Genomic DNA, 24,271 nt, shown 5'->3' on the forward strand with positions numbered 1-24,271 from the left:
TTCTACACTCCTTTAGAAATCACTCTCCGCTTACGTTTTTTCCGCCTCGTTGTTTGCGTATAAATGTTGCTTGTTAAATTGTGTTCAGCAAGATAGTTCAAATCCGGATTTAAAATACGTAAAGCAGCTGTTGCATAATTTCGTATATCAAGCGGTTCATTGCGTATATTAGAAGAACGTTTCACCCATTCAATCCGCGGAACACCTTTGAACAAGCGTGTCACTTTTCTTTCTGCCGTTAAGCCAATAAAAAAAGCCTCGTCATACCCTTTATCCGCTTCTAACGGAAAATGGCAATAACCAGGCTTATCTTCATATTTATTTTTCAATCGGGAATAAATTAAATCCTTCCCTTCATTGACGCCAAGCGTAAATAAATGCACTTGTTGTCTACCTACTTTTGACGGTTTATTAATATAAGGGACGCCATTACCGCCCTTTCCTTTAATCGCAAATACACGGCGATGCTCCCTATCTTTACAAAAATCATAGACCTCACTTGTATAATGCCCACCTGAATCCACACAAGTGGCAGCAACACAAAGCTTTACACCGTCGTTCCGAATATAATCCTTTAATAAAAATGCATCAACTTGATTCCATACAGCTTGCTGCGCAGGATCACCGTAAAATATTTTATATGCTATTCCCCAGGAAATTTCATCCACTCCCCAGCCTACTATCTCCACTTCTAGACGGTCATCTTGCACATCGACACCAGCTGTCAGCACTAAAACATCTTTAGGCACTTCACAATCATAACGAACACGTCTGGAAACAAGCTTTGTATGGTCTTGATCGTTAGTCTTTTCTTCCCAAGATTCCCCAAGCGTTGTATTGACCCACGTTTTAAATGTTTCTAGCCCTTTACGTTTCGCTTCTTTAAATTCCGCAATAATCTTTGCCCACTTCTCCCAAGGTGATGCTAGTGCATTCAAATGAAAACCTCGCTTCGACGCTTCAGGATTTCGCGCAATCCATTTACCAGGACGTGACTTCCACTCCACTTCGTTATGTTTTGCTTTACAATGCACACATTCCATTGTCACCGTCTGAAAACGAATTTGTGGCCAACTATACGGTTGAAATAACCCACAGCTCGGACAAGATACACACCATTGTTCCATTGTGCTTTCCTCATATTCAGCTTCAATTCTCGATGCACCTTTTATAGTAGGTGTCGATACCGATACCCATTTACTGTTCCAAAAAGTCTTTGTCCGCTTCTGCGCAAGTGCTAACGGATCTCCTTCTGCACCTGCAGATGCTGGGAACCGGTCTACTTCGTCAGCAAGGATTAAACGAACAGGACGAGAAGATAGACTTGCAGGTGAATTGGCACCAACAAGCGTTAGATGACCACCAGGAAACTTCTTTTGTAGCAATGTATTATTTCCATCCTTCGCCTTTGGACTATTAATTTTCTTCGTTAATGTTGGTGTATCCCGTATCATGGCGGCTATCCGGTCTTTTGAATAAGCCTCTGCCATTTCAAGCGTTGGCTGCATTAAAAGCATTGGAGACGGATCATAATCGATATAGTAACCGATAATATTGTTTAATATTTCGGATTTCCCAACTTGCGCAGAAGACATTACGACAATTTGGTCAACCCCTGGATCATTGACTGCATCCATAATCTCTCTTTGATATGGCGCACGCTCCGTATTCCATCGCCCATGCTCAGCTGATGATTCCTTAGATAATACACGATGCTTATCCGCCCACTGTGATACCGTAAGCTTTGGAGGAGGTGCTACTAAGCTAGCAATTCCTTTAAATAGACTCATTGTCTGTTTTTGGACCATCTTCATCACCTTCCACTTCTAGTTCAACATTATCTTCTGTAAAATACTGTGCTGCATCATACTCAGCAAGCTCAGCTAATGCCTCATGAATATCTCTTTCCAGTAATGCTTCTATCATTTTCGGGTCATCCTTACTCGCTAAAAGTAATGCAGACTTTGAGGGGAGCGACAGCATCTTTGAACGAAACGCCATGACCATGTGATTTTGAATTTTCTCCACCTCATCCGCCTTATGCATTTCTCGTTTTAGATGCGCCAACTCAATTTCAGCCTTCTCCCGCTTCGCCTTCTCATGCAGCCATTTCTCATAATCTAAAGACTCCATCACCTTGTTCTCATCAATGCCATCAAAGGACATTTTCAAAAAAGTAATGTAGCGACTGACGGTATCGATCAGATCATAGCGGCCATGAGCAACACGTGCAATCACACCTTCTTCAACTAAATAACGAACATTTCTTTCTGTCATATTAAACATTTTGGCAATCGTTTTCGTATTGACAATCGTTCGATTATCCAATTTCGTTTTCGCTGTCACACATGTACTCACCTCACAAAATTTCATGGCTGGAAGGAACAATTCTTTTCACACTATATCTAGCCCTTTTTCGGGCCTCGGAGACCCGCAGGTTGGCGTTCTTGGGTAGAAGAACCTAAGACAAAAAAAGACGACGCAGCATGTGCTACATCGCCTATCGTTATGTTGTTTGATAGATATTGCATACTACCATAATAGCATGTTTATTTCGAAAGAGTGTGCCAACATCCTGCCAAATTACTGCCAAAAGTCTGCCATTCGCATTGTTAGTTTAAGAAAAAACGAAATAAATGTCCCCTTAATTACAATTAAAGCTTTGTTAATCAATTTAGGTTATGGTGGTATTAATAACACTTCATTTTAAATCTTAATTAAAAATTAATATCCCTGTCCTTGGTAAAAATCTATCTTACTTTCTGCAAAATCTATTGCATCTAAAAGGAGTGAGGATCTCTGATAAACATTCTTCGGTAATTCTTTTAAGGTATAAAATACGGTCGCTGCCATTGCAGGATTATAACTAGTTAATATAACTCCTAATTCTCTTACTCTATCCTCTAACTTAGGTAAGGAATTAAGTAATGCCCATTCTATAGCCTTATTGTGTCTAAAATTCGCTGTTTTTCCATCTAAGTTTATATCATTGGATGATTCTAACATTATATCAAATGTAGCTTTATCACCATCATTTAGATATTGAAACAATTCGCTTACATTTAACTTTTTTCTTAATATATATTCTTGATCCAATTGTTTCTCTGCAATCTTTCTAATATTTCTAACTTGAGTAGTCAAGTTTTCTATTTGTTCATTAGATACTTGTATATTTAAATAAGTTTTTGCATTTTCAACAAATCTTTCAATTCTAAACATGTTGAATTTTTGCTTTGTTACCTCAAAAAATTCTTGTATTAGATGAGGCTGAGGTCTTTTAATTGCTTTTTTATCTTTTTCCCACCAATCCTCTTTCTTTTCCTCAGTAATAAAGATAATTGGTTTAGACGAGGCTTTTGCTTTATCCATCATCTGATGCCACATAATCAAGTCACCATATTTTTGTTGATACATCATAGATCCATAAGTTCTAAACCCCTGTTTATTTGGGTCTGTATCGTCTTCCCAACCTGGGGGTACTTTATATAAGAATCTATATTCCCCATCTTTTTGAATCGCTTCAATTTTTTTTTGGTTATAAGATTGACCAACAATTTCATTTAGTAATTCTATAATATTATTTTCAATTTCTTTAACATCAGGTAAAGACTCAAGCTCTTTATCTAACTGTTCTTTTACTTTTTTATTTGCTTCTTCTAAGTCTTTAACAAAAAATTTAAAATCATCAATTTTTAGAAAAGGATATTCACTTTCTATAGATTTAATGTTTGTATTTGCACTTTCTTTTAAGCACATTAACTTATTTGCTAATTTTTTATAGCCCTCTTGCTGTAAGTTCATATTTTTTTCATAGTTATAGAAATATTCTAATGCAACTTGGTGAGGAATAAATAATCTATTCTTATCCTTTAATTCCTTAAGAATATCAAAGAACGTTTTATATGTATCTTTTGTTGTATATTTATAAAGATTAATAAGTACGTTTGTATCAACAGCAATTAATGCTTTTTCCCATAATTCTTTATATTCTTCCTCATTATCTGTAAGGAAACCTTGAAACATTTTTCTCAACTCAAATTCCTCCTAAATCATTACAAAGTATTTAATAACTATTTTACCAAATACTTCTCTATATTTTAATAAAATAGCAAACTTTATAAAAAATAGATTTTAGTACAAAGCTATATCATTCCAAATGGTTGTACTTACTACACATAACATTAACATATCTTATATTCTGTTAAGGTACAGAAAGTGTTAAAAAGTTAGATTTCTCAATACTTTACACCACATTCAAATCATGAGCTTTACAAGTCCTTATTTTGTAAATGTCTTTAGTGTGTGAAAGTGTTAAACAATTTTAGAACTTGCTCCATTTCCTAAAATAAGCAAAATAAAAATAGCACCGACCTGACAGTGCTATTTTAAAATTTCAATCGCTTATTTAATTTTTGATAGGCTTGATCGATGGCATCTTGATTTACCCCAATATATTTCAATGTAATATAGGGAGCTGAATGATTAAAAATATCTTGCAGCAACGCCACATCTTTTTCATCTTGATACACATGATAGCCAAACGTTTTGCGTAACGTATGTGTACCTATCTCGTTCAAGCCATTAGCCAAAGCAGCTGCACGTAATATTGCATATGCCCTTACTCTCGTGATTGGTTTGTTTTTTCCTTGTCGTGATTTGAATAAATACTCCTGGTCTTCCTTATCTTCAATGTACGGAATGAGCACTTTTTGCAGTTCTTTTAATATCGGAATGCGCTTCGTCTTATTCTGCTTCTTTTTTTGTACTTTCAACTCTTTTATAAACAAGACTTGCTTATGACGAACATCTCCTACCTTTAAACGCAAAATATCGCTTATTCTTAGCCCAGTATAAATGCCGAAGCAGAAAAGTAATTCATCACGTGGATTGTCTTGCAATGTTTTACGGACATCACGAATCTTATCTATATCACGTATTGGCTGGACAAAATTCATTGACTCTTCACCTCATCCCCCTCATATACCTCCACGCGCAATGCTAAAGCCAATTTATACAATGCTTGTGCCTTGATACGGTAAAAAGTTCGCTCACTAATATGGAGCTTTTTTGAAATCTGATAATTAAACAAAGGTGTTTCCTCTAAACAAGCCATAACAATAATCTGTCGCTCTTTTTGAGTTAATTTGTAAAAAGCACGATTAAATCTTTCAAAAAAGGCTTTCGCTTGCTTATATTGCTCAACATTTCGGATTGCTACTTCTTCAACTTTTGAATGGTATTCTCCCCTGTATGAAGGCATATTTAAAGTATAATTCGCCGTAATCGTTGGTAACAAATCCTCCGGTGTCGTTAGTTGATATGTTCGATATTGTCGTAAAATCTTTTCAATAGCTTTTTGCGTAGCCTTACCATCTATATTTTTTAGAATATCCATTATGCAACACTCCTTTGGTTAAAATAAAAAGAGGACAACAAGAGATGGCGCGTTTAAGCTGCTATCTTTTGTTATCCTCCAGAGGGCTGGTAGAACAATATAATTTATTTATTATTTATCTTTTTTTCCATATGATTTATAAGTGATTTACTAAATTGTTTTTCTGCTGTAGCATAATATATTTTAGATAAACTTGAATATAAATACGGTGGCAATACTCCTATCAAAAAAATTAGAAAAAATTTATCAACTTCACCAAGTAACGTTTCATATTTTGTTAGTGAAAATTTTAGCATTAATGGTAGAAAACCAAAAATAAAAATTAACATCGTCAACAAATCATAAATTTGTTCTCTCAAATCTTCATAATTATTTCTGAATTTTTTTAATTTCTTTAATAATTTCAAAATAAAAGCATAAATTAAAGCTGAGAAAGTTGATAAAATGGAAAATAATAGAATGCTATATCCTGCAAGTGTTTCTTCAATCCCTTTTGTTCCATACGTAAATATTTGTTTATACACTTCCCAAATCGATAAATTCTGAAAAATCCATATAGAAACAACAAAGGAAATAAAATAACAAAATAATCCTAATATTATCATAATAAATATGTATTCTGCTAAAGTAAAAAGTTTTGCGTTTGTTTCTTTTTTAATAATTTTTTTATTCTTCTCATAATCAAAAGACTTCAAATTACCTCACCTTTATCCTTTTATCACAATTTTACTCGACCTTGTGAATTGACTAAAAATACATTGATTATACACATCAATAGAACTATGTCACAAGTCTCATTAAACTCTATTATATCAAGATAAGATGCCCTATAAAACCAATTATTAACTATTTTGTTCTAAAAAATTCCCCTAATAATTATTCAGAAGAATTACTTTATCTACTTTAGAAAATCTTTAAAGACTGAGCTATTAGTAAACTTCATAATCCTACAGTTACTATTCATTATTATTTTCTGTAAAATTATCATCAATAAACATTTTTAACAGTTCATTTAATAAAACTAATTTTTCAATCTTATTCAATACTTTTTTTAGAGGCTTTTTTACAATATAAAGTAACCAAAATAGAGTACCTGCATAACACAAAAGTTCTAAAGAACCAGATAATAATACTTGTTGTGAAGAAATACTGTAGTTGTTTAAGATTAAGGAGGTAACTTTTACAAAACTATCGATGCATTTCGGTATTGCCGCAATTAAAACAGACATTAATATAGCTATAATCGCCACATATATAGATTCTTGTTTTTCTCTTTCAAGTTTAGAATTTACTCTACCAATCAACTTTTTTAATTCCTTTATATCTTCATAATTAATCTCGTTATATTTTGATCTAAAATTTAATTTTAATGTTAAATTATTTATTTCATCTTTTAAATATTCATCCATTATTAATAAAACTCCTTTTATAGAACAAAGCTTCATAAGCAATTTTCTAGAGGTAAAATATCATGTTAAATTTTTGTAATTTATATGATATTATTATACCTAATATTGCTTATTAGCGTATAAAGAATTTAAAGGAGACTACAATGGCTAATAGAAATGACTTTATCCTTATAAAATTAAAAAGCAAAAAAATGTTTGACTATCTTAAAGTTCAAAATAGTACAAATTTGGATGACCTAACAAAAGAAAGATTAGGTTTTTATCATTTAATTCTAGAAAATGTTACAGGTTTTTTAGATTCAAATTCATCAGAAGATACTACAAGTGAAGATAATAGTAATACATGTACAATTATTGATACTGTATATAATAGATACGTGAACAACGATCCTGATGTTGATGATTTAGGTATGGATGCTGTTTCAATAATGCGAAGCACAAATGGTGAAATAGACATTAAATTATTTAATTTTAAATATAGAGAATCATTTAATCCAGAAAAAACAAAAAGTGAAAATGATATATCTAGAAGTACTAAATTTCTTGAATATCTAATTAGAAATGAAAAATTAGATGAAAAAACAAATAGCCTTGTACATAAACAAATAAACAAGATAATAAGCCATTTAAATAGCAGTAAAATATGTAACATCTCTATGTATATGGTATCTAACGAAGCAAAAGGCTTCTCTTCAAGTAGTAACGAATATCTCAAATTGTTAGAATCTAATTATGGAATGAAAATAATTAATATTTCAATTGATGATATCATTGGATTTTATAATACTAAAAATCAAGATAGTAAGAGTGCTTTTATGATATCCCAAAATGAATTTTTGTCTTTTCAAAGCGATGAAAAATCTACTCAAAAATCCTATATTTTAAAATTATCATTACTAGATTTAATAAGAATCTCTTCAAATAATAAAGACTTATCCAATAATTATTCAATTGAAAATGATGAAGAAATTTTGAGTTCTCAGTTAGACTTTTCACTTTTATATGACAATGTGCGAGGTTACCTAGGTGATACAAAATATAATAAAAATATAATTGATACATTAATAAATAATCATCAATATTTCTTTATGTTCAATAACGGCATTACGATAACAGCTGAAAACATTGACTGTGAACCAAAAAACAGCGGTGTAAAATATCTATTTACAATCAAAAACTTCCAAATCGTTAATGGTGGTCAAACAATAAGATCAATCTATAGATTTTTAAATGATAATGAAGATTCAAAAAAAGTATCAAAATTACGAGAGGCTTATGTGCTAATAAGGATCTTTAAGACAAGTAAAGATGATACTTTACAAAACTCTATAGCTGAATATACTAATAGTCAAAATGCAATTTCAGATATTGATTTAAAATCAATTGATATTATCCAAATACAATTAGAGAGATACTTTTCAGAAATCGGTATTCAATATGCACGTAAAGCTGGCGACTTAGGAGATGTAGAAAAAGAGTACAAAGAAAGAATATCTATGGAAAAAATGGCCCAAATACTATATTCATCAATAGGTTATCCCGATAGAGCTAGTAATCAAAAAAGAAGATTATTTATAGATTATTATGACGAAATATTTAAATCTGAAAAATTTTCACTTGAGAATTGTTTAGACCAAGCAGAAAAATTCTTCGAAATAGAAAAAGAATATAACAATAATACGCAAAATTACAAAGTTTCTGATCAAAAAATGTTCTATATTATTTACCTTATTACTTTCTCAGAATTAAATATTTCAGATGCAATTGAACATCTGGAGAATTTATTAAAAAGTTATAATGCTGATGTTTCTGAAGCTAGAAAGTTAATTCAAAAGGGCTTCAGAGATCATCTTGAATCTAGTTTTAATAACCAATTAGCCTAAAAATATTATTGAGCTAATTAAAACTCCTCCCCCTCATCAAACTCAACACGCCTCACCTTCCCTTGATACGTAACAATCTTTGTCTTAGCGTGTGCAGGGAGCTCGGTGAATTTTGCGATGCCATCGGAGAGGACGATGACGCAGTTTTCGGGGAGTTCCATGATGTCGATTTGAAGGATGCCGTCGTTCGAAATGACTAGTGGTTTTAATCGCATAAATGCTTCCCCCTTATGCTATAATGATATTACTGGTAGCAAGGGAGAAGCCTTTGTTATAACGAAGCTATGGTTGCCGCCATAGCTTTTTTTAATTGGTCATGACTAAATTGCTTAACACTTGATAGCAACGTTCCTTTTCTTTAAAGCATTCATGTAAACGATCATTTTCAATCTCGTAAAATTTAGCTGTTTTGCGAATGGTATGTTTGCCGATAATGATTTCTTCATCATCATTTAGCTGATTCAGTGCCTGATAAATAGGGTCCATAGAAACGCCAATGATTTCATAAATATTCACATTATCCATTCTCATCCCTCTCTTTTCTTCAAGTTAAAGTCACAATTATAATTTGTCCAACGTTTTCACAAGCTCTTCATCTGACATATTCTGAAGCATTTCCTCAGCGTAATTCTTCCGTAGCATGATAATAGCAATAATCTCTTCACGTTCTTGCTTAGACAATTCTTCTCCCTCCTCTATGCAAATCTAGGCGATACAAGTTATATTGACCTGCTGCTGCATGACCAAGATAAGCTGGAAATTGCACAAACGTTTTTCGGTATTCTAGCAGCGAAGTTTGTATATCGAAATCGGCAAAATACATCACCTTTGTTAACAATCGATGCGCTTCTGTAATGGCTCCTGCCACTTCACCAAATATCGCTTGATGTAGCATGTTGACTTCAAGTGAATCACTAGCGAAGTAAAAAGCATATTGGGCAAAGCTTTTGACGACGTATAACTTAATGCGGCCAATGCCAAGGACATTTCGATTGGTCATTTCACGCACTGCCGCGTCATCATAGGCTACCTCTAGCAATTTATTAGAATCATCCTCCAACTGAATTTGTTTTGTTGACACAGCCCAATAGACTTGATGGGCAAACCAACACAATTCAAACTCTGTGGCATACTCCAAAACCTCCTTTACCGTGATAAGGTCGCTCATCTAGCAACACTCCAGGCTAAATTGGACAGCCTTCCCGTGTCTTTCACATAGCTAGCGAATACTGTCCCAGTCGGTCCATTTCGGTGCTTAGCGATAATAAATTCCAACAAATTTTGGCGTTCTGATTCTTTGGCGTAGTAATCATCCCGATATAAAAATGCGATAACATCAGCGTCTTGTTCGATATTGCCTGAGTCTCGTAAGTCGCTCATTACAGGGCGCTTGTCATGACGTTGCTCCACGCTGCGATTGAGTTGAGCAAGGCATATCACAGGGCAGTTAAACTCTTTTGCCATTTGCTTTAAATCCCATGAGATTTGGCCAATTGCTTGTGTTTGATTATCCCGCGGGTTGCTCACTCGAATGATTTGCAAGTAATCAATTAAGATTACGGGCTTTTTATCTGGGTTGGCCTTAATGATTTTACGAGCTGTGGCTCGAATTTGTGGAACGGTCATCCCTGCTCGATCATCAATTTCGATATTGGCATTATCAAGCATGCCGAGCGTTGACATCCACTTTTCTTTTTGACCGTCTGTAAAATACTCATAGGGGTTGCGCATCTTTAAGCGATTAAAATTGCCTGTTGCGGCAATAAGCCGATCAATTAGCGTAGTGCGACTCATTTCCAGTGAGAAAATGATTGGTAAATAGCCATCCCATCCTGCTTTTAGCGCGATATGGTTCATCGTGTCCGTTTTACCCATCGAGGGTCTAGCTGCAATAATCGTAAGCTCAGCATTTTGAAAACCGTTTAGCAGCTTATCCAAGTCAAGTAGCCCTGTAAGCACCCCTGTTTTGCTGTTTTCTTGCTCAAAAGGTCGCTTCGCCATTTGCATTAAGTCGGCTTTAATACTCGTATTTGTAGTCGTATATTGCGTCATGAGCTTGTCCAGTGCATGTTGAATTTCCGCTATGCCCCAATCTTCTTGCTGCGCTTGCTCCATCATTTGACGCTTGGATCGCTCTCGCCAATTCTCAAGCACAATGGTTTCGTATTCCTCGAATTTCGTTGCACTGGCAAAGCTTCCAAGCTCGGCTAAATAATTTGCCCCACCAAGTTCAATCGGCTCTCTTGTTGTCAGCAATGTGATATAGTCAACAGCTTTACGTTCACTGACAAGCTGTAACATACTCGTAAAAATATTTTGATGCACTTGCGAAATAAAATGAGCTGCTTCTAAGTTGCTATCTGCAATTAAATAATTTTCATGGAGCATCGTTCCCAGTAGACTTTTTTCCGCTAGTTCGATGCTAATGTTTTGGTATGTCATTACAGATCTTCCCCCTTGCTAAAATCTAAATCGAGTGATTCAGGCAAATGAGTTTGGGTTTTTGGTGCTCTCTGTTTTTCGTTCAAGTAGCTTTCAAATTTCGTAGCGTTGAACAATGTATCCGGACGCAAGTATTTATTCATATCGGGATTATGCAGCCACTGCTTGACCTTTGTATCGATGACGCACTTGAAGTGCTCTAACGTATACCCATCCTTCAGTCGGGCATGGATGAGTCGCTTGGTAGCAGCTGTTGTGGCTTTAAAGTTTTTCTGAGCGGTTTTGTTTAAGTGAGCAATTATTTCATGCACAATGTCGATTTGCTCGACATTATTATTATTTTTATTACTCTTAATATCTTTGGTTATTGGTGCGGTCAAAGTGTCCCCACTTGATGAGGTCAACTTGTCCCCCTGTGTAAGGTCATGTTGTCCACATGTGTCAGGACATTTTGACTCGCTCGATAGGTCATGTTGTCCCATCGTTATATAACCAAGTTTTGTATAATTTAGCCGATACCATTTCGTCTTGTCGATTTTATATTTGTTGTATTGATCCGTAGAGATAATATAGCCATTCTCCTCAAGTTTTCTAATCGTACGCCTAATCGTTTTTTCAGACCAAAACGGAAACTCCTTTTTCCAGTGCTGATAGCTGTTAAACACCCATTTATGCCCGTCATAGACATGTGCAGAAATCAGCAATTTATAATGCAATTGCTGTAATACAATCGCCTCATTCAAGCCCACCTTAGCAGCTAAACTAGGCAGAACTTGTAAAGGCGGTTCATTGATGAGTAGATTCATGTGTCTGCCCCTCCTCTCCATGTGGAAATAAAGTGCAAAGCATCTTGTAGCTTGCACTGTGGAACATCTCGATTCGACACCACTTGATAGCGTCTTTTGATTTCACGATAAAGTGACGCGAAAAAGGCAGGACGGCGCGCTTGTACCATGCATAATTGATTAACACGTTCAGTCACAGCTTGTCGTAAACGCTTTTGCTCGCCCGTATGTAGTGTGATTCCATGTAGCTGTTGTTCAATTTCCTGTACACGTTGCTCCAAGGCTAATAAGCGTTTCTCGTCATACGGCAATGCAACGGGCTGTGCTTGCTGCAATTCGGTTGTCAGTTTGTAATACTGTGCAACAAGCAGATGGTATGCCTCCCACGCCTTGTCGCTACTGAGTGACTTCGCTAACAAAAACGCCCCTTCTTCGGTCCACAAATACAGCAATGATACAAATTTGAGGGTGGCGTCATTTTGTCGCCCACCTTTAAATTGTTTCAGTGCCTCCCCTGTAAGCGCAAAGTAATGCGTACCTTCTTGATAATGCTCCTTGTTTCGTTGAAAGTTTCGTATTAACGACTTACTGTCCACTTCGTACGCCTCAACAATCTGAGCCGTTGTTAACACCTTTTTATCTGCATGTTGAATCTCTGTTAAATCCATGCGACTTCTCCTTTCATAAGGGTGGCGACAATTTGTCGCCACCCTATGAGTGCAAGGTTGCAACATCAAATTCACTAGACAATTGATAAACCCTAAAATAAATCACACCATTTGCAATTGATTCTCTAAATCTTCCACTAGTTCAATAGCAGCTCTTATAGCAGTGACTCTCCCTTTTTGTTCGAAGTAATCCTTTTGATTACTCACATACAAACAACTATCAAAGGCTTCCGCTACATCGACGGCATAATCCCGTAACAACTCTTCTTCCTGCGCCAGAAATGTATTTAGTTTCTCTAAAACTTCTTTCATATCCGTTCCTCCTTTATTGACTTCTATCCAGTTCTTGTCCATAATAAAAGGACAAGATTTTTATTAAATTTTTGAACTGTGACCCGCCAAAGCTACAGTTCAACCTTTATGCAGGTGCTATTGCGCTTGCATTTTTTCTTTTTCAATCGAACGAACAGCTACTAAATGAACGCCCTCTACTTCAGCATATACATGCTCATTTTCAAACTCAGGACACAAAGACGGCTCAATGCGAATGTCCTGAACACCTTCCGTTAAACGTTGAAAATCGTCATACGACACTTGCACATTACAGATTCCATCATAAAAATCTATCCCTAAAACCCCTGCATTTTCTGCCATTTCATGCTTTTTCTTTAACATGGATAACAATTCCGTCATTTTAAAATTTGAATAACAAATATCTAAATTGGCATTCGCTACCCTATGCAATGTGAATTTAGTTGCATCTTGATAAGCTAAAAATGCTTTGATTTTTTCCATAGTGTTCTCCTTTCTAATTTCATAAAATAATCCAACATACAAACCCACCAACCATCGGTAGCAATGTTTGTAATATCGTTAGCCCGTCCATCCCCATTAAAAACGCGACAGCGACCTCTTGTGAATTTGTTTGCTTAAACCATTCCATAAAGGTGATAGCATCAGGAATCTTTACACTATTTTCAAATTTTGAAATACAGGACTGCGATCGATTCATGCGGAATGCCAGTTCTTCTTGTGACAACCCTGCGCGTTCACGACAGGCTTGCAAAATGGCGCCAATTTTCATCGTCTCACCACCTTTCACATTCCAAACCGGAATACAATATTACGTTGTTGTGTTTTAAAATTTTCATATGAAACATTAACCAACGGATTGAAAATACTTGGTATGTGTTTGAACCCATTCGGTATGCTCATCAATCCATTGCAACAATGCTTTTGATGGAATTAAGACCCGACCCGCTTCATAAAACTTTGGGAAATCGTCTCGCCTTAATAACGCAGACGCTTTTGTACTTTTAATATTGAATAACTCCATCAACTGATTACGAGTTAATAAAATCGGTAACTCACAAATTAATGGTTTTCGTGTAAATGTCTTCTCCAACTCCTCTCGAAGCAACTTGCGAAACTCCTCTTTTATCTCCGCTTTAAACTCCTCGCTATACATCCCCCCACCTCCTCTCAGTTTTATAGGTCAGGAAACAATTCAAAAAGTGATGTCTCAAGAACAACTTCCAACTGCAATGAAACCTCTAATCCTGGTTTAGCCCGACCACTCTCAATAGCGCTTATCATTGCAGTTGAACAGCCAACCAATTTCGCTAACTGTGCTTGCGTGAGTTGTCTCGCTTTCCTTTCAGCAATCATCCGCTCACGCTTTACCCCTTTTACATTTCGAAATTCATCCGAAGGTAAAGGCTTTTTGCGCTTCTTTTTACGCTTCGGTTTTGTCATGCTCCATCCCAAACTTCTCACCTCCCCTTAGATCATCCAAACTTACTTCTAATGCATCTGCTAATTTGCACATGATTTTGAATGTAGGATTCGGATTCTCGCTATTTTCAATCATTTGTATAGTAGAATCCTTCACTCCTGATAGATCCGCTAACTGGTAACGGGATAACCCTTTTGTTTTTCTAATAGTTTTTAAATAAAACACATTTTAATCAACTCCCCTTTATCAGACTTCACGTTTCGTGTAGTTTAAGTGTAAAAAATTTCTCCTACAGTTTTATTATAGTAGGAGGCTATTTTAACTTTAATGTCATCTTTAGGAATGCGTTGTCCATTCTCATACATTTGTAACGCACTTACACTTACTCCAATGCCTTTAGATACTTCTTCACGGGAAGTATCACCCCGTAATTCCATTAAAATTTTTCCTATTCTTTCCCTATTCATTTAAACACCCCCTCGCAAGTACACGAATCGTGTTGTTACTTATAATATAAAACAAGACAAAATGTGAAGTCAATAAAAAGTTAGAAATTTTTCTTTAACACAATATGTGTTATTATAAAGATAGGTGATAAAATTATGACAGAACCTTTTGGTCAAAAACTTAAGACTCTTCGAAAGCGTAAAAATATGTCTCAAAAAGAGTTTGCTAAATTTTTCGGTCTAGCTGAAAGCACAATTAGTATGTATGAGCGTGATGAAAGAAGACCTGATTTTGACTTACTTAATAAATTTGCTGATTATTTTGAAGTTAGCACTGATTACCTTCTTGGTCGCACCGACTCATCCACAATAACCCAACAAGAAAAAGACGAAGATGCTTTTCAGGCATTTATTAATGATCCAGAGCTTGGTGTTTGGTATAAAGAGCTTCCACAATCTGGTGAAGAAGAACTTCGCAAATTACGAACAATTTGGGAAATGATAAACGGTCAACAAAAGTAACAAAATAAGGACATCCAAATATGGAATGTCCTTTAATTTACATAACTTATATTTAACATTATTGCTTAACTAAACAAAAGACTGAATATTATTAAATTTAAAATTATAACTTCACTAGAAAAACTAGAAAAAAAGGAGTTGTTCTTATGGATTTAAAAAATATTTGGAAATCATGGGGAGACATTCACGAACAAGAAAGCCAATTAAAAAGGATTAATTCAGCAAAAAAAATAGCATGCACACCCATTTCTATCGACAAAAGTAATTATTCAGCAGTTTTTCAAGGAAAAAAAATACGTTATTCAACTTCTTTAGAAGAATGTAGCTGTGTTGATTTTTCTAGAAATAAACAACCATGTAAGCATATATATCGGTTAGCTTTAGAATTAGGCATAATTAAAGGAGAGTATGAATCTAATATACTAAAAGTTATTGACCAATTATCCCCTAATGACGCCATAGCAATGATAGATTCTATTTCAGAAGAATCTCAAAAAATACTTCGAGAGTTCCTTTATAATCATCTATATCACAATCATGAAAACTTAGGATTTGTTATCAATGATAATATTATAGAATTAATTAAACATAATATTTTTATTGTTGTTGACGATATTGCGGCTGCAATAGGTGCATACAAACGGAACGAATTAAATAATATGATTGAACCGTTTAGTATTCCTGGATTCAAAAAGAATCTCAAGAAAGAAAGGCTAATTGAATGGGTTATAGATACTGCCCCCGAAATCATTCCAGAGCTTACTTCAGCATCAACAGCAGTGACAATTAATCCGATGTTTACCAAAACAAAAAGAAGAGTATATATCCATTTAAATAATAAATTTAGAGAAGATTTAGATTGGATATGACTAACGAAAACTAAATGACTAAAACTTTACGCGTTCAGTGCGGTAGTCTAAATCATTACGAGTCACCCTTTTTTATCACGAAATATTTTTAGCCAATGGCGCACTTTTCTCCCACTTTCATTCTTCAAAAAGTAGAATATATAACTGATTAATATATTCTACTTTTTGTAGTTTTTTAACAAAAATTCTTCATTTAGAAGAAAATGTTTAATTCTACATTTTGTAGCGTTATAATTCCTTATAAGGAAGGAGTTACAAACATGGAATTCAACACTCGTTTAACTTCTTTAAGAAAAGAAAGAAATCTTTTACAAGCTGATGTAGCGAACAAAGTTGGTATTGCTCGTGCTACATATGGAGCTTATGAACAAGGAAGTAGACAACCTGACTTTGATACATTAGAGAAACTAGCTGACTTCTTTGGAGTATCACTTGACTACCTTCTTGGACGTACTAACATCTCTGCACTCACACCACAAGAAAAAGACGAAGCTGCTTTTCAAGCTTTCGCCAATGACCCTGAACTTAATGTTTTTTATAAGGAGCTTCCTGAATCAGATGAAGAAGCTGTACGTATGCTACGGAACATTTGGGAAATCATAAAAAATGAGAAGAAATAGGACATGCTGAAACAGCATGTCCTTCTAAATAAATTGATAACAGTGAGGTGTTATTGTTGACAACAAATAGTTTATTACAAGGTAGAATCAATGAATTAAACAGTGGAATATTAAATTATGTAGAAAATAGAGTTTATATAACGGGTTTTTACAATGCTGAAAGATTAAATTCACATCTCGATCGAAATATCCAAAACTGGAGTTCGAAAGGTTTATATGACAAAGAAGAAATTACATTTTTCAATATAAAAAATGAAGCGCTATTTATTGTTTATGAAAATGGTGTTCTAGTAAAACAATATCAGTTTATACAAGTCTATAAGGAAATAGTTCAATACAAGAATAAAATTGGCTCAGTTACCATCACAATTAGGAAAAACAATTTTGGCAATCAGTTTAATTTACTTGTTGGGCTAAAATCTTATGAATTCCCTTCGAAGTATGAACTCTCAGAATTTCTAAATTCAAACTTTAAAGATATAAATGATATAGTTACGAAATAACATTTCCATTATTTATCCTCTTTTTTTACCGTTTTTATAGTTACATTTACGCAAGTCAATATAATCATAGAAAAGGATGAATATATATGAATTTTACTACAATTGATTTTGAAACTGCTAATTCATACAGAGGCAGTGTTTGTGCAATTGGCATCGCTAAATTCCGTAATGGGGAAATTGTGGATAAATTTGAAACACTAATTAATCCCAATGATTATTTCGACCAATATAATATTGAAATCCATGGTATTACAGAAGAAATGGTAAGAAATGCACCAACTTTTTCTGAATACTTCCCTACTTTAAAATCCTTAATACAAGATGAAACGCTTGTTGCTCATTATGCTGCTTTTGATATGAGTGTTTTGCGTCATGCTTGTGATGGCAATTCATTAGAGTACCCTAACTTTAAACATACATGTACATACCAAATTTCAAAAAAAGTATGGCCAGGACTCCTTAATTATAAGTTAAATACATTGGCTAATAACTGTAATTTCACTTTTAATCATCACAATGCTTTAGAGGATGCAATTGCTTGTGGAAAAATTTTGATTCAGTTGTTTAAAGATTCAAATACTTCTACATTTGATGAATTATTTAAAATAACTAATCTTATAGTAGGACAACACTTTGCTGGTGGGTATAAACCAAGTATTACTAAGTCCATTATTAGTCAAAATAGAATTTCTACGACAAATATTAATTTCGATGTTAATCATCCTTTTTATAATAAAACAGTAGTTTTTACAGGTACCCTTCAATCGATGGTACGTAATGATGCTGCGCAAATGGTTGTTGACCTAGGTGGAAAATTTAGCAACACCGTTAATAATACTACATCATTCTTAGTGGTCGGTAATCAAGATTTAAGCAAATTTAAAGATGGCATAAAGAGCTCTAAAATGAAGAAAGTTGAAAGTTTAATCAACTCAGGTCAAGAAATTGAAATTGTTGGGGAACAGGAATTTTTGTTAATGTTATAACTATTAGTAGTTATAATTACAATCATCAATTTTAATATAAATTTTTACTAAATTTGCTAAGTATTTATAATTGAGTATCAGTTCAAAGGAGACAAATACTTTGAGGGTAGATTTTTCTAGTACTGTAAAAAGAGATTTGCAAATTATCGCTGGAAACCATTGTATGATATGTAGTACTCCAACTACAAAACCCAGAATTGCTCATATCATCCCTGCCGCAGAAAATGGACCCAGATCTGAATATAGGAAACATTATAGTGAAGAATTCATAGCTTCTTCTAAAAATGGTTTAAGTTTGTGTAATACTTGTCACGATTTAATAGACGATGAAGATTTAAATACTTATACTATCCAAGAATTATTTAATATAAATAATTCTTTTAGAGAGAAGTTTCTGTTAGAAGAAGAATATAAAAGGCAATTAGGCATAAATAATCAAGAAAACTACATAGAGCTAGAGGAATTTTACAAAAATCTAATCACAAAGTTAGAAGTAACTGATGAGGAAATTGAAATCGTAATTGAAAAACATACTGATTTTAAGAAAATAGACTATTTAAAAAAAATTGAAATAAATAAATTTAATATTAGACAAAAAAGGAAAATAAAATCCCTTTATGCTGCAGAGCTCTTCGTATTAAAAGAAAACTTAGAAGAAAACCCTATTATTGCTATAAAATTAAAAGCCGCTATTCAAATTCTGTATAATAGATTATCAAAAAAATCAAAGAATCAAGAAGAAATTTATGATAAAATGTTAGAACATATGTACGACCCCAGTAAACAAGTTTTAGGTAATGAAATTATTTTAACTTATTATTTTGTAATATGTGAGGTATTTTTAAAATGATTATACCAGACAAATATACTCCTCCAGAAAAATCTTTAATTTATAAAAGCATGCAACTTTATTTTGACAATCCAGAAATCTTTAATTTAAGAGACAATTATAAATATAATAAATCTATTTTTAAAGATGTTGATGAGTATATAAAAGTACTAACTCTTTTATATACCTTAGGTATTATAAAAGAAAGTGAGGTCAGTAAAATTGATCCATCAAATTAATAGTGATTTTCCAAATTTTAAAGAAATAAACTTAACATCTGGTGTAAATATTATTCTTGCAGAAAATAAAATAAACACTACTAATAGTCTAGGAAAAAGTTTGTTTTTAGAAAGTATAAATTTTATTATGGGTGCTGATTATAGCAAGAGTATTTTATCAAAACACAAGGATTTAGACGGTTATTCTATTAAAGCTATAATTGATTTAGATGCTCAGAAAAAGGAATATTGCCGGGAAATTTCCAAAGACAACAATAAATTCATTAGGGACTCTTATTCTATTATTCCCTGGACTAATGATGAATGGAAAAAAAAGTTATTAATGAGTTTATTTAATCGAAAAGGCGATTCAAATATAATAACTTGGCGTAATTTATTTCACTTTTTTTATCAAAACAACACATCAGTAAAGTTTGAAGTAGCACTTCGAAGTTATAAAAACGATCCTGAATATAAAACCTCATTATTTCAATCATTTTTACTTAATTTAGCAACTGATGCAGTAGAAGAACACTCACAAACAAAACAAATCACTAGTGAGAAAAAAAACTTTAATAAGTATTTAAATACTTTAAAAAAATCATTAGAAATTATTCCAGAAATAGTACCTAAGATTGAAAATATCTCTACTTCTAACAAAAAAATTATAGAAGACATCGCAAAATTAAAAAATGAGATAAGCCAATTAGAAAAAAAAATTAATTTAATCAACTTAAAAAATAAAAAATTATCAACCACTTTGAATGAATTAAGGACTAAAACTAATGTTGATTCATATGAAGATTTTAAGTCTTTCTTTAGGATTATAGAAATAGAACTTGGTGACTACATAAAAAAGACATTTAAAGAAGCTAAGACATTTCATGATTCATTAGTTTCAGAAAATATTGAGGTTATTGAAAACGAAATATCTCAAAATAATGTAAGCCTCGCTAATTTACAAGGAAGTTTACGGTTAAAGTACAAAGAATTGAATAACTACGTTAAAACTCATAACCTAAATAATGAAAAATTCGATGATTTTAAAATTGATGATATTATTCTAAACAATTTAATTCAAAATGGTGGGCAAGCTATTACATCAATAGTTGATAGTAATATTAAGGATATTGCAAAAATAAAAAATGAAGAAATACCTCAAATTATATCTAATAATAAAAAGAATATTAATAATTACAGACGCTTTTTAACAACATTTGTAAATCTAGTGTATAAATCTAATAAAAATGTTGAGTTTAATATTAAGTATAATACTAAGCTTGATATAATTTTCAAATACGATGATGATAATGGTACTGGAAAAGGCAATATGAAAATCATTATTTACTACATTTTTATTTTGTTATTTAATAATATCTGTCTTCAAAGAAAAATTGACTTTTTAATTTTAGATACAGATATTACGGACGGAATTGACTCTAATAACCTCTTTGCTTTATTAAAAATAACTGACCGATTATTTAAAAAACATGGCTTACAAATTATTCTAACACTTAGAAACGATAGAAATTTAGATTGGAATTATATAAATAATAAAAAATGGATTAAACATAGATTGTCAGACACTGACGAGGGATATTTGTTTAAGCCAAACTTAAAGTAACTCTACTTATAAAAAGTAGGGTTTTACTATACATCCGAATAGAACATTTGTTCTGTATATGAATTGGAGTTGTTTTCATGCTTAACACATCATACACAGAAGAATTTATTAAAAATTTATATAATCATTTGGATATCATTACCCCTGACCAATTAGGAATCGCGAAAATTTCATTAAAGCTTAATATTTATATTTTTTATTGGGACGATAAAAGCCAAGCCCTCTTCTATAGAGAAGATGCTTACATAATTCTAAACAATCAACTTACACATCAGCAATTGTGGCAAGATTTCTGCCACGAACTAGGCCATGTTCTCTTACATACTGGCAATCAACAACGGATGTATCCCCTATTCCGTGAATACCAAGAATATAAAGCAAACAACTTTATGTACCATGCCTGTGTCCCCTCTTTTATGTTGGATGAACTAGAGCCTGGTGATCTTACTGTCGAAAATGTCCAACGGCTATTTAATGTAGAATATGACTTGGCATTCAAACGATTGGAGCAGTATCGCAGTAAAAAGTTACTTATGCTAAATTGGAATAGAGAGAAAGATAACTTTATTTTATAGTTGAAAACAGAATGGTATATGCATTCAAAACTAATGAAATGAAGGTGAACGATTTTGAGTTTAGGTGAGTTATTAAAGGAACTACGTGGTGATGAATCTTTACGTGATGCAGCAAAACGTATGGATATTACGTTTTCTTACTTGGCTATGCTTGAAAGAGGAACGGATCGTCGAACTGGCAATGCGATCAAACCAACGCCTGAAACATTGCAACGCATTGCCACAGCCTATCAATATGATTACATAAAGCTAATTGATGTTGCAGGTTTGTCCGATGACCCTACTTATAATCCTGCATTAAAAGAACCTTTTCCCCACAATCCCTCATTACAGCAATGGTACAAGTCTCTTCCCCACTGTAATGAGAAAAACGTCGAGAAACTAAAAATAATTTGGGAAGTACTTTCATAAAGGTGGTGACAGCTAATGCATTTTGTTCAAATTAATAAAACAACTTGGCGGTGCACTGGTGAAGGTCCTCGTAATCCAGCTACTGGGAAACGCCGTCAAATTACACGTCGTGGTAAAAGTAAAACGGAAGCACGTGAAAGAGTTGAAAAAGCGATAGCTGAATTAAACAAAGCATATTACTTCGATGCGAAGATAACGTTTGAAGAATTTAGCCAAGATTGGTTAAAGCTCTACCGTATGAAGGGCAACAAGGAAACAACCAACGAACATCGTGCCTACTGCATCACCCTACTCAATCGATACTTGGCCAAAAAGAAAATGACCGCAATCACGTCTATCGAATTACAGAGTTTACTCAATCATTTATTTGCTAATGGAACAGCCTATAATACGCTTCGGGGCACCCACAATACAGCCAAAATGCTATTTGCTTATGCTAAGGAATCTGGTTTGATTGAAATGAACCCTGTGGAAGCTACTTTTGTGCCGAAGAAGAAAATGACGCTAGAGGAAGCAAGCAGTGAGGACACAGCGAAGCTTTATTTAGAAACCAATGAACTGAAGGAATTTTTAAGTTATGTGGACAAACATCGTAATATCATCTATCGCACGCTGATCTACACAACCGCTTTTACAGGAATGCGACCAGGCGAAGCCGTTGCGTTAAAGTATGAGGATGTCGACTTAGAGAAGAAGGTTATACACATCAATAAAACCGTGTATGCAAAGAAAAGTTTAAGGGGTGACTTCGAGCTCACTCCACCCAAAACAGCAGGTAGCGTCCGCTCCGTCGATATTGATGATATTGTGGTTGAGAAGTTGAAGCAGCTCTTTCAAAGGCGTGAATATCGTGAATGGATTAAATCCGACTTTGTATTCGGTGACAAAGAGGGCATCCCCCCTACCGTAAAAATGCTCAACCAAACCGTCCGACGCATCGGCGCCCTCACCGACATCAACAAACAATTCCGCACCTACATCCTCCGCCATACACATATTAGTCTACTGGCAGAGGCTGGGGTGGATTTGAATTTTATTATGAATCGTGTTGGACATAAGAATTCTGATACTACTACGAAGATTTATTTGCATGTTACTTCTGGGATGCGTGTGGCTGCTGCTAAGAAAATGCATGCTAGGTTTATTGAGTTATTGGGGAATGAAAAATAGAGAAGATACTTTAGATTAAATAATTTCTTCTATATAAAATATTTAAACTTAATTTTCACCAAATCTTTTATGTGGTTGATTTACAATAAAATCATCTAGTTTAGAAAATTCTATTTCATTATAGGATCTAGCCATCCCTAAATACCATATTTCACCATTATATTCTTTGAAATTATTTACAAATGCACGTTTGCTCATATTAGTTGGTAAAACTTTTAAATTCTTATATTCTGCAAAATTAACTGGTTCTGTTAATGTTATCTCTTTAGCAAAGGAGCTATATTCAGAATGGTGATTGTTTTTCATAGGAATTGCTAAGTTTACACAATGGAGAAAGTTTAGTGCATCTCCATTTACTCTTTTTGAGATGTATGCTATACCATCTATTTTTAAATCGGATAGACTTTGCATTATTAATTGCGATATTATATATTCACTATGAAATGCCCTTTTTTCTTCTTTTACCTTGATGGATGTAGCAATCACCAGCGGAAATATTTCCATCATATTTTGAAGTGAGCCCTTATACATTTCTTTTATAGATAAACCAAATAAGAGATTGTAAGGAATTGCCAGATTTAATATTTGAAGGTTTGAAGGTAAAATATACGAACTGATGTTAAATTCTCGATCTGCTGGTTTATCCATTTCTAGCCAGCAAACATAAGAAGTTGTTCCAAAATACATGCATGGTACACCAGCGATACTAAATCGCTGTGTACCTACTAATCCTCTTTGATTAAAAGGAATATGAAGCAAATCTGTATGTTTATAATTTTCTATTCCTTTTCTTGCTCTAAAAAAAGAAAGTGGAGCATGACGTATTGAATCATCAGCTAAATCTTTATCTATATGAGCTAAACCTCGAAAAGCATATGATTCATTTAAATTTGAATATATAAAAGGTTCATTTTGATAACGCCTTAATATAGATAAAATTAAATTTTTGGCGGTTGATATATCCGCATTGTAATATGCATCTATTGCTTTAATTATTGCATTAACAGTTCCCTTTATTTGTTCAAAAACTTCCTGTTTAACTAGATGTCTTTCCCTAACAACTTCTAGATATTTTTCCAATTTATACTTTACGGCATCAAGATAATCTGAATCGGAATTGATATAAATTGGTAGTTCAAATTCTATTAATGAATTTGTGCATAATTTTGAAATGGTCAATT

34 protein-coding genes are annotated in these 24,271 nt (G+C 33.5%); 12 read left to right on the top strand and 22 right to left on the bottom strand.

Annotated elements, in window-relative coordinates:
- Positions 1-2: 2 nt before the first annotated feature.
- From FH508_RS12955 to FH508_RS12985, 7 genes are all read right to left on the bottom strand, one after another.
- Complete coding sequence (locus FH508_RS12955; RefSeq protein WP_217270085.1) at positions 3-1,808, bottom strand: phage terminase large subunit family protein; 1,806 nt, start codon at positions 1,806-1,808, stop codon at positions 3-5.
- Entirely contained in the window at positions 1,777-2,346 is a 570-nt protein-coding gene (locus FH508_RS12960) for a hypothetical protein (RefSeq protein WP_172771717.1), read from the bottom strand. Before FH508_RS12960 ends, FH508_RS12955 begins: the two co-directional genes overlap by 32 nt.
- A 378-nt stretch (positions 2,347-2,724) precedes the next feature.
- Positions 2,725-4,023, bottom strand: a complete 1,299-nt coding sequence (locus FH508_RS12965; protein WP_228134513.1) for a PIN-like domain-containing protein — start codon at positions 4,021-4,023, stop codon at positions 2,725-2,727.
- A 362-nt stretch (positions 4,024-4,385) separates the two neighbouring features.
- The gene (locus tag FH508_RS12970; RefSeq protein ID WP_172771719.1) at positions 4,386-4,955 is read right to left on the bottom strand and encodes a tyrosine-type recombinase/integrase; all 570 of its coding nucleotides are present in this window, start codon (positions 4,953-4,955) and stop codon (positions 4,386-4,388) included.
- Entirely contained in the window at positions 4,952-5,395 is a 444-nt protein-coding gene (locus FH508_RS12975; RefSeq protein ID WP_172771720.1) for an ArpU family phage packaging/lysis transcriptional regulator, read from the bottom strand. Before FH508_RS12975 ends, FH508_RS12970 begins: the two co-directional genes overlap by 4 nt.
- 104 nt (positions 5,396-5,499) lie before the next feature.
- Entirely contained in the window at positions 5,500-6,090 is a 591-nt protein-coding gene (locus tag FH508_RS12980) for a hypothetical protein (protein ID WP_172771721.1), read from the bottom strand.
- Between the two features lie 261 nt (positions 6,091-6,351).
- Positions 6,352-6,804: a hypothetical protein gene (locus FH508_RS12985; protein WP_172771722.1), complete on the bottom strand. Its 453-nt coding sequence runs from the start codon at positions 6,802-6,804 to the stop codon at positions 6,352-6,354.
- 143 nt (positions 6,805-6,947) lie between these two features.
- Between FH508_RS12985 and FH508_RS12990 the strand changes: the two genes are divergently transcribed.
- Positions 6,948-8,687, top strand: coding sequence for an AIPR family protein (locus FH508_RS12990; RefSeq protein ID WP_172771723.1), 1,740 nt, complete (start codon positions 6,948-6,950; stop codon positions 8,685-8,687).
- 17 nt (positions 8,688-8,704) lie between these two features.
- Here the strand turns inward: FH508_RS12990 and FH508_RS12995 are convergent, their stop codons facing one another.
- From FH508_RS12995 to FH508_RS13060, 14 genes are all read right to left on the bottom strand, one after another.
- Positions 8,705-8,902, bottom strand: a complete 198-nt coding sequence (locus FH508_RS12995) for an XtrA/YqaO family protein (RefSeq protein ID WP_107896292.1) — start codon at positions 8,900-8,902, stop codon at positions 8,705-8,707.
- A gap of 91 nt (positions 8,903-8,993) precedes the next feature.
- On the bottom strand, positions 8,994-9,212 hold the full coding sequence (locus tag FH508_RS13000) for a hypothetical protein (RefSeq protein WP_172771724.1): 219 nt from the start codon (positions 9,210-9,212) through the stop codon (positions 8,994-8,996).
- Between the two features lie 36 nt (positions 9,213-9,248).
- Positions 9,249-9,368: a BH0509 family protein gene (locus tag FH508_RS13005; protein ID WP_172771725.1), complete on the bottom strand. Its 120-nt coding sequence runs from the start codon at positions 9,366-9,368 to the stop codon at positions 9,249-9,251.
- Positions 9,361-9,855 carry a hypothetical protein gene (locus FH508_RS13010; RefSeq protein WP_172771726.1) on the bottom strand — a complete coding sequence of 165 codons (495 nt, stop codon included), beginning with the start codon at positions 9,853-9,855 and terminating at the stop codon, positions 9,361-9,363. Before FH508_RS13010 ends, FH508_RS13005 begins: the two co-directional genes overlap by 8 nt.
- Entirely contained in the window at positions 9,852-11,129 is a 1,278-nt protein-coding gene (locus tag FH508_RS13015; RefSeq protein WP_172771727.1) for a replicative DNA helicase, read from the bottom strand. The genes FH508_RS13010 and FH508_RS13015 overlap by 4 nt, the downstream gene beginning before the upstream one ends.
- Complete coding sequence (locus FH508_RS13020) at positions 11,129-11,935, bottom strand: conserved phage C-terminal domain-containing protein (RefSeq protein ID WP_172771728.1); 807 nt, start codon at positions 11,933-11,935, stop codon at positions 11,129-11,131. Before FH508_RS13020 ends, FH508_RS13015 begins: the two co-directional genes overlap by 1 nt.
- On the bottom strand, positions 11,932-12,582 hold the full coding sequence (locus tag FH508_RS13025; protein WP_172771729.1) for an ORF6N domain-containing protein: 651 nt from the start codon (positions 12,580-12,582) through the stop codon (positions 11,932-11,934). Before FH508_RS13025 ends, FH508_RS13020 begins: the two co-directional genes overlap by 4 nt.
- A 102-nt stretch (positions 12,583-12,684) precedes the next feature.
- On the bottom strand, positions 12,685-12,894 hold the full coding sequence (locus FH508_RS13030; protein ID WP_172771730.1) for a hypothetical protein: 210 nt from the start codon (positions 12,892-12,894) through the stop codon (positions 12,685-12,687).
- Between the two features lie 117 nt (positions 12,895-13,011).
- Positions 13,012-13,377, bottom strand: coding sequence for a hypothetical protein (locus tag FH508_RS13035; RefSeq protein ID WP_172771731.1), 366 nt, complete (start codon positions 13,375-13,377; stop codon positions 13,012-13,014).
- 19 nt (positions 13,378-13,396) lie between these two features.
- Positions 13,397-13,666, bottom strand: coding sequence for a helix-turn-helix domain-containing protein (locus FH508_RS13040; RefSeq protein ID WP_172771732.1), 270 nt, complete (start codon positions 13,664-13,666; stop codon positions 13,397-13,399).
- A 75-nt stretch (positions 13,667-13,741) separates the two neighbouring features.
- Complete coding sequence (locus FH508_RS13045; protein WP_172771733.1) at positions 13,742-14,050, bottom strand: DNA-binding protein; 309 nt, start codon at positions 14,048-14,050, stop codon at positions 13,742-13,744.
- A gap of 20 nt (positions 14,051-14,070) precedes the next feature.
- Positions 14,071-14,349, bottom strand: coding sequence for a helix-turn-helix transcriptional regulator (locus tag FH508_RS13050; protein WP_228134069.1), 279 nt, complete (start codon positions 14,347-14,349; stop codon positions 14,071-14,073).
- Positions 14,318-14,542, bottom strand: coding sequence for a helix-turn-helix domain-containing protein (locus FH508_RS13055; protein WP_172771735.1), 225 nt, complete (start codon positions 14,540-14,542; stop codon positions 14,318-14,320). Before FH508_RS13055 ends, FH508_RS13050 begins: the two co-directional genes overlap by 32 nt.
- A gap of 44 nt (positions 14,543-14,586) precedes the next feature.
- Positions 14,587-14,784 (bottom strand): helix-turn-helix domain-containing protein, encoded by a 198-nt coding sequence (locus FH508_RS13060; RefSeq protein WP_172771736.1) that lies wholly within the window; start codon positions 14,782-14,784, stop codon positions 14,587-14,589.
- A gap of 135 nt (positions 14,785-14,919) precedes the next feature.
- On the opposite strand from FH508_RS13060, the gene FH508_RS13065 reads away from it, so the two are divergent.
- The 11 genes from FH508_RS13065 to FH508_RS13115 all read left to right on the top strand — a co-directional run bounded on the left by FH508_RS13065 (position 14,920) and on the right by FH508_RS13115 (position 23,090).
- Positions 14,920-15,285, top strand: a complete 366-nt coding sequence (locus FH508_RS13065) for a helix-turn-helix domain-containing protein (protein ID WP_172771737.1) — start codon at positions 14,920-14,922, stop codon at positions 15,283-15,285.
- 146 nt (positions 15,286-15,431) lie between these two features.
- Entirely contained in the window at positions 15,432-16,154 is a 723-nt protein-coding gene (locus FH508_RS13070; protein WP_172771738.1) for an SWIM zinc finger family protein, read from the top strand.
- Positions 16,155-16,414: 260 nt separating this feature from the next.
- Positions 16,415-16,774 (top strand): helix-turn-helix domain-containing protein, encoded by a 360-nt coding sequence (locus FH508_RS13075; RefSeq protein WP_172771739.1) that lies wholly within the window; start codon positions 16,415-16,417, stop codon positions 16,772-16,774.
- A gap of 56 nt (positions 16,775-16,830) precedes the next feature.
- Positions 16,831-17,277, top strand: coding sequence for a hypothetical protein (locus FH508_RS13080; protein ID WP_172771740.1), 447 nt, complete (start codon positions 16,831-16,833; stop codon positions 17,275-17,277).
- Positions 17,278-17,363: 86 nt separating this feature from the next.
- A complete protein-coding gene (locus FH508_RS13085; protein WP_172771741.1) occupies positions 17,364-18,263 on the top strand; it encodes an exonuclease domain-containing protein in 900 nt (299 codons plus the stop codon).
- Positions 18,264-18,363: 100 nt separating this feature from the next.
- Positions 18,364-19,113 carry an HNH endonuclease signature motif containing protein gene (locus FH508_RS13090; RefSeq protein WP_172771742.1) on the top strand — a complete coding sequence of 250 codons (750 nt, stop codon included), beginning with the start codon at positions 18,364-18,366 and terminating at the stop codon, positions 19,111-19,113.
- The gene (locus FH508_RS13095) at positions 19,110-19,331 is read left to right on the top strand and encodes a hypothetical protein (RefSeq protein WP_172771743.1); all 222 of its coding nucleotides are present in this window, start codon (positions 19,110-19,112) and stop codon (positions 19,329-19,331) included. The genes FH508_RS13090 and FH508_RS13095 overlap by 4 nt, the downstream gene beginning before the upstream one ends.
- Complete coding sequence (locus FH508_RS13100; protein ID WP_172771744.1) at positions 19,315-20,934, top strand: DUF2326 domain-containing protein; 1,620 nt, start codon at positions 19,315-19,317, stop codon at positions 20,932-20,934. The genes FH508_RS13095 and FH508_RS13100 overlap by 17 nt, the downstream gene beginning before the upstream one ends.
- Positions 20,935-21,011: 77 nt before the next feature.
- A complete protein-coding gene (locus FH508_RS13105) occupies positions 21,012-21,509 on the top strand; it encodes an ImmA/IrrE family metallo-endopeptidase (RefSeq protein ID WP_172771745.1) in 498 nt (165 codons plus the stop codon).
- A gap of 54 nt (positions 21,510-21,563) precedes the next feature.
- On the top strand, positions 21,564-21,920 hold the full coding sequence (locus FH508_RS13110) for a helix-turn-helix domain-containing protein (protein ID WP_172771746.1): 357 nt from the start codon (positions 21,564-21,566) through the stop codon (positions 21,918-21,920).
- A gap of 15 nt (positions 21,921-21,935) precedes the next feature.
- The gene (locus FH508_RS13115; RefSeq protein ID WP_172771747.1) at positions 21,936-23,090 is read left to right on the top strand and encodes a tyrosine-type recombinase/integrase; all 1,155 of its coding nucleotides are present in this window, start codon (positions 21,936-21,938) and stop codon (positions 23,088-23,090) included.
- 48 nt (positions 23,091-23,138) lie between these two features.
- Here the strand turns inward: FH508_RS13115 and FH508_RS13120 are convergent, their stop codons facing one another.
- Positions 23,139-24,269, bottom strand: a complete 1,131-nt coding sequence (locus FH508_RS13120) for an RES domain-containing protein (protein WP_172771748.1) — start codon at positions 24,267-24,269, stop codon at positions 23,139-23,141.
- Positions 24,270-24,271 lie beyond the last annotated feature (2 nt).

This window comes from Lysinibacillus sp. CD3-6, assembly GCF_006351725.2.
GTDB lineage: Bacteria > Bacillota > Bacilli > Bacillales_A > Planococcaceae > Lysinibacillus.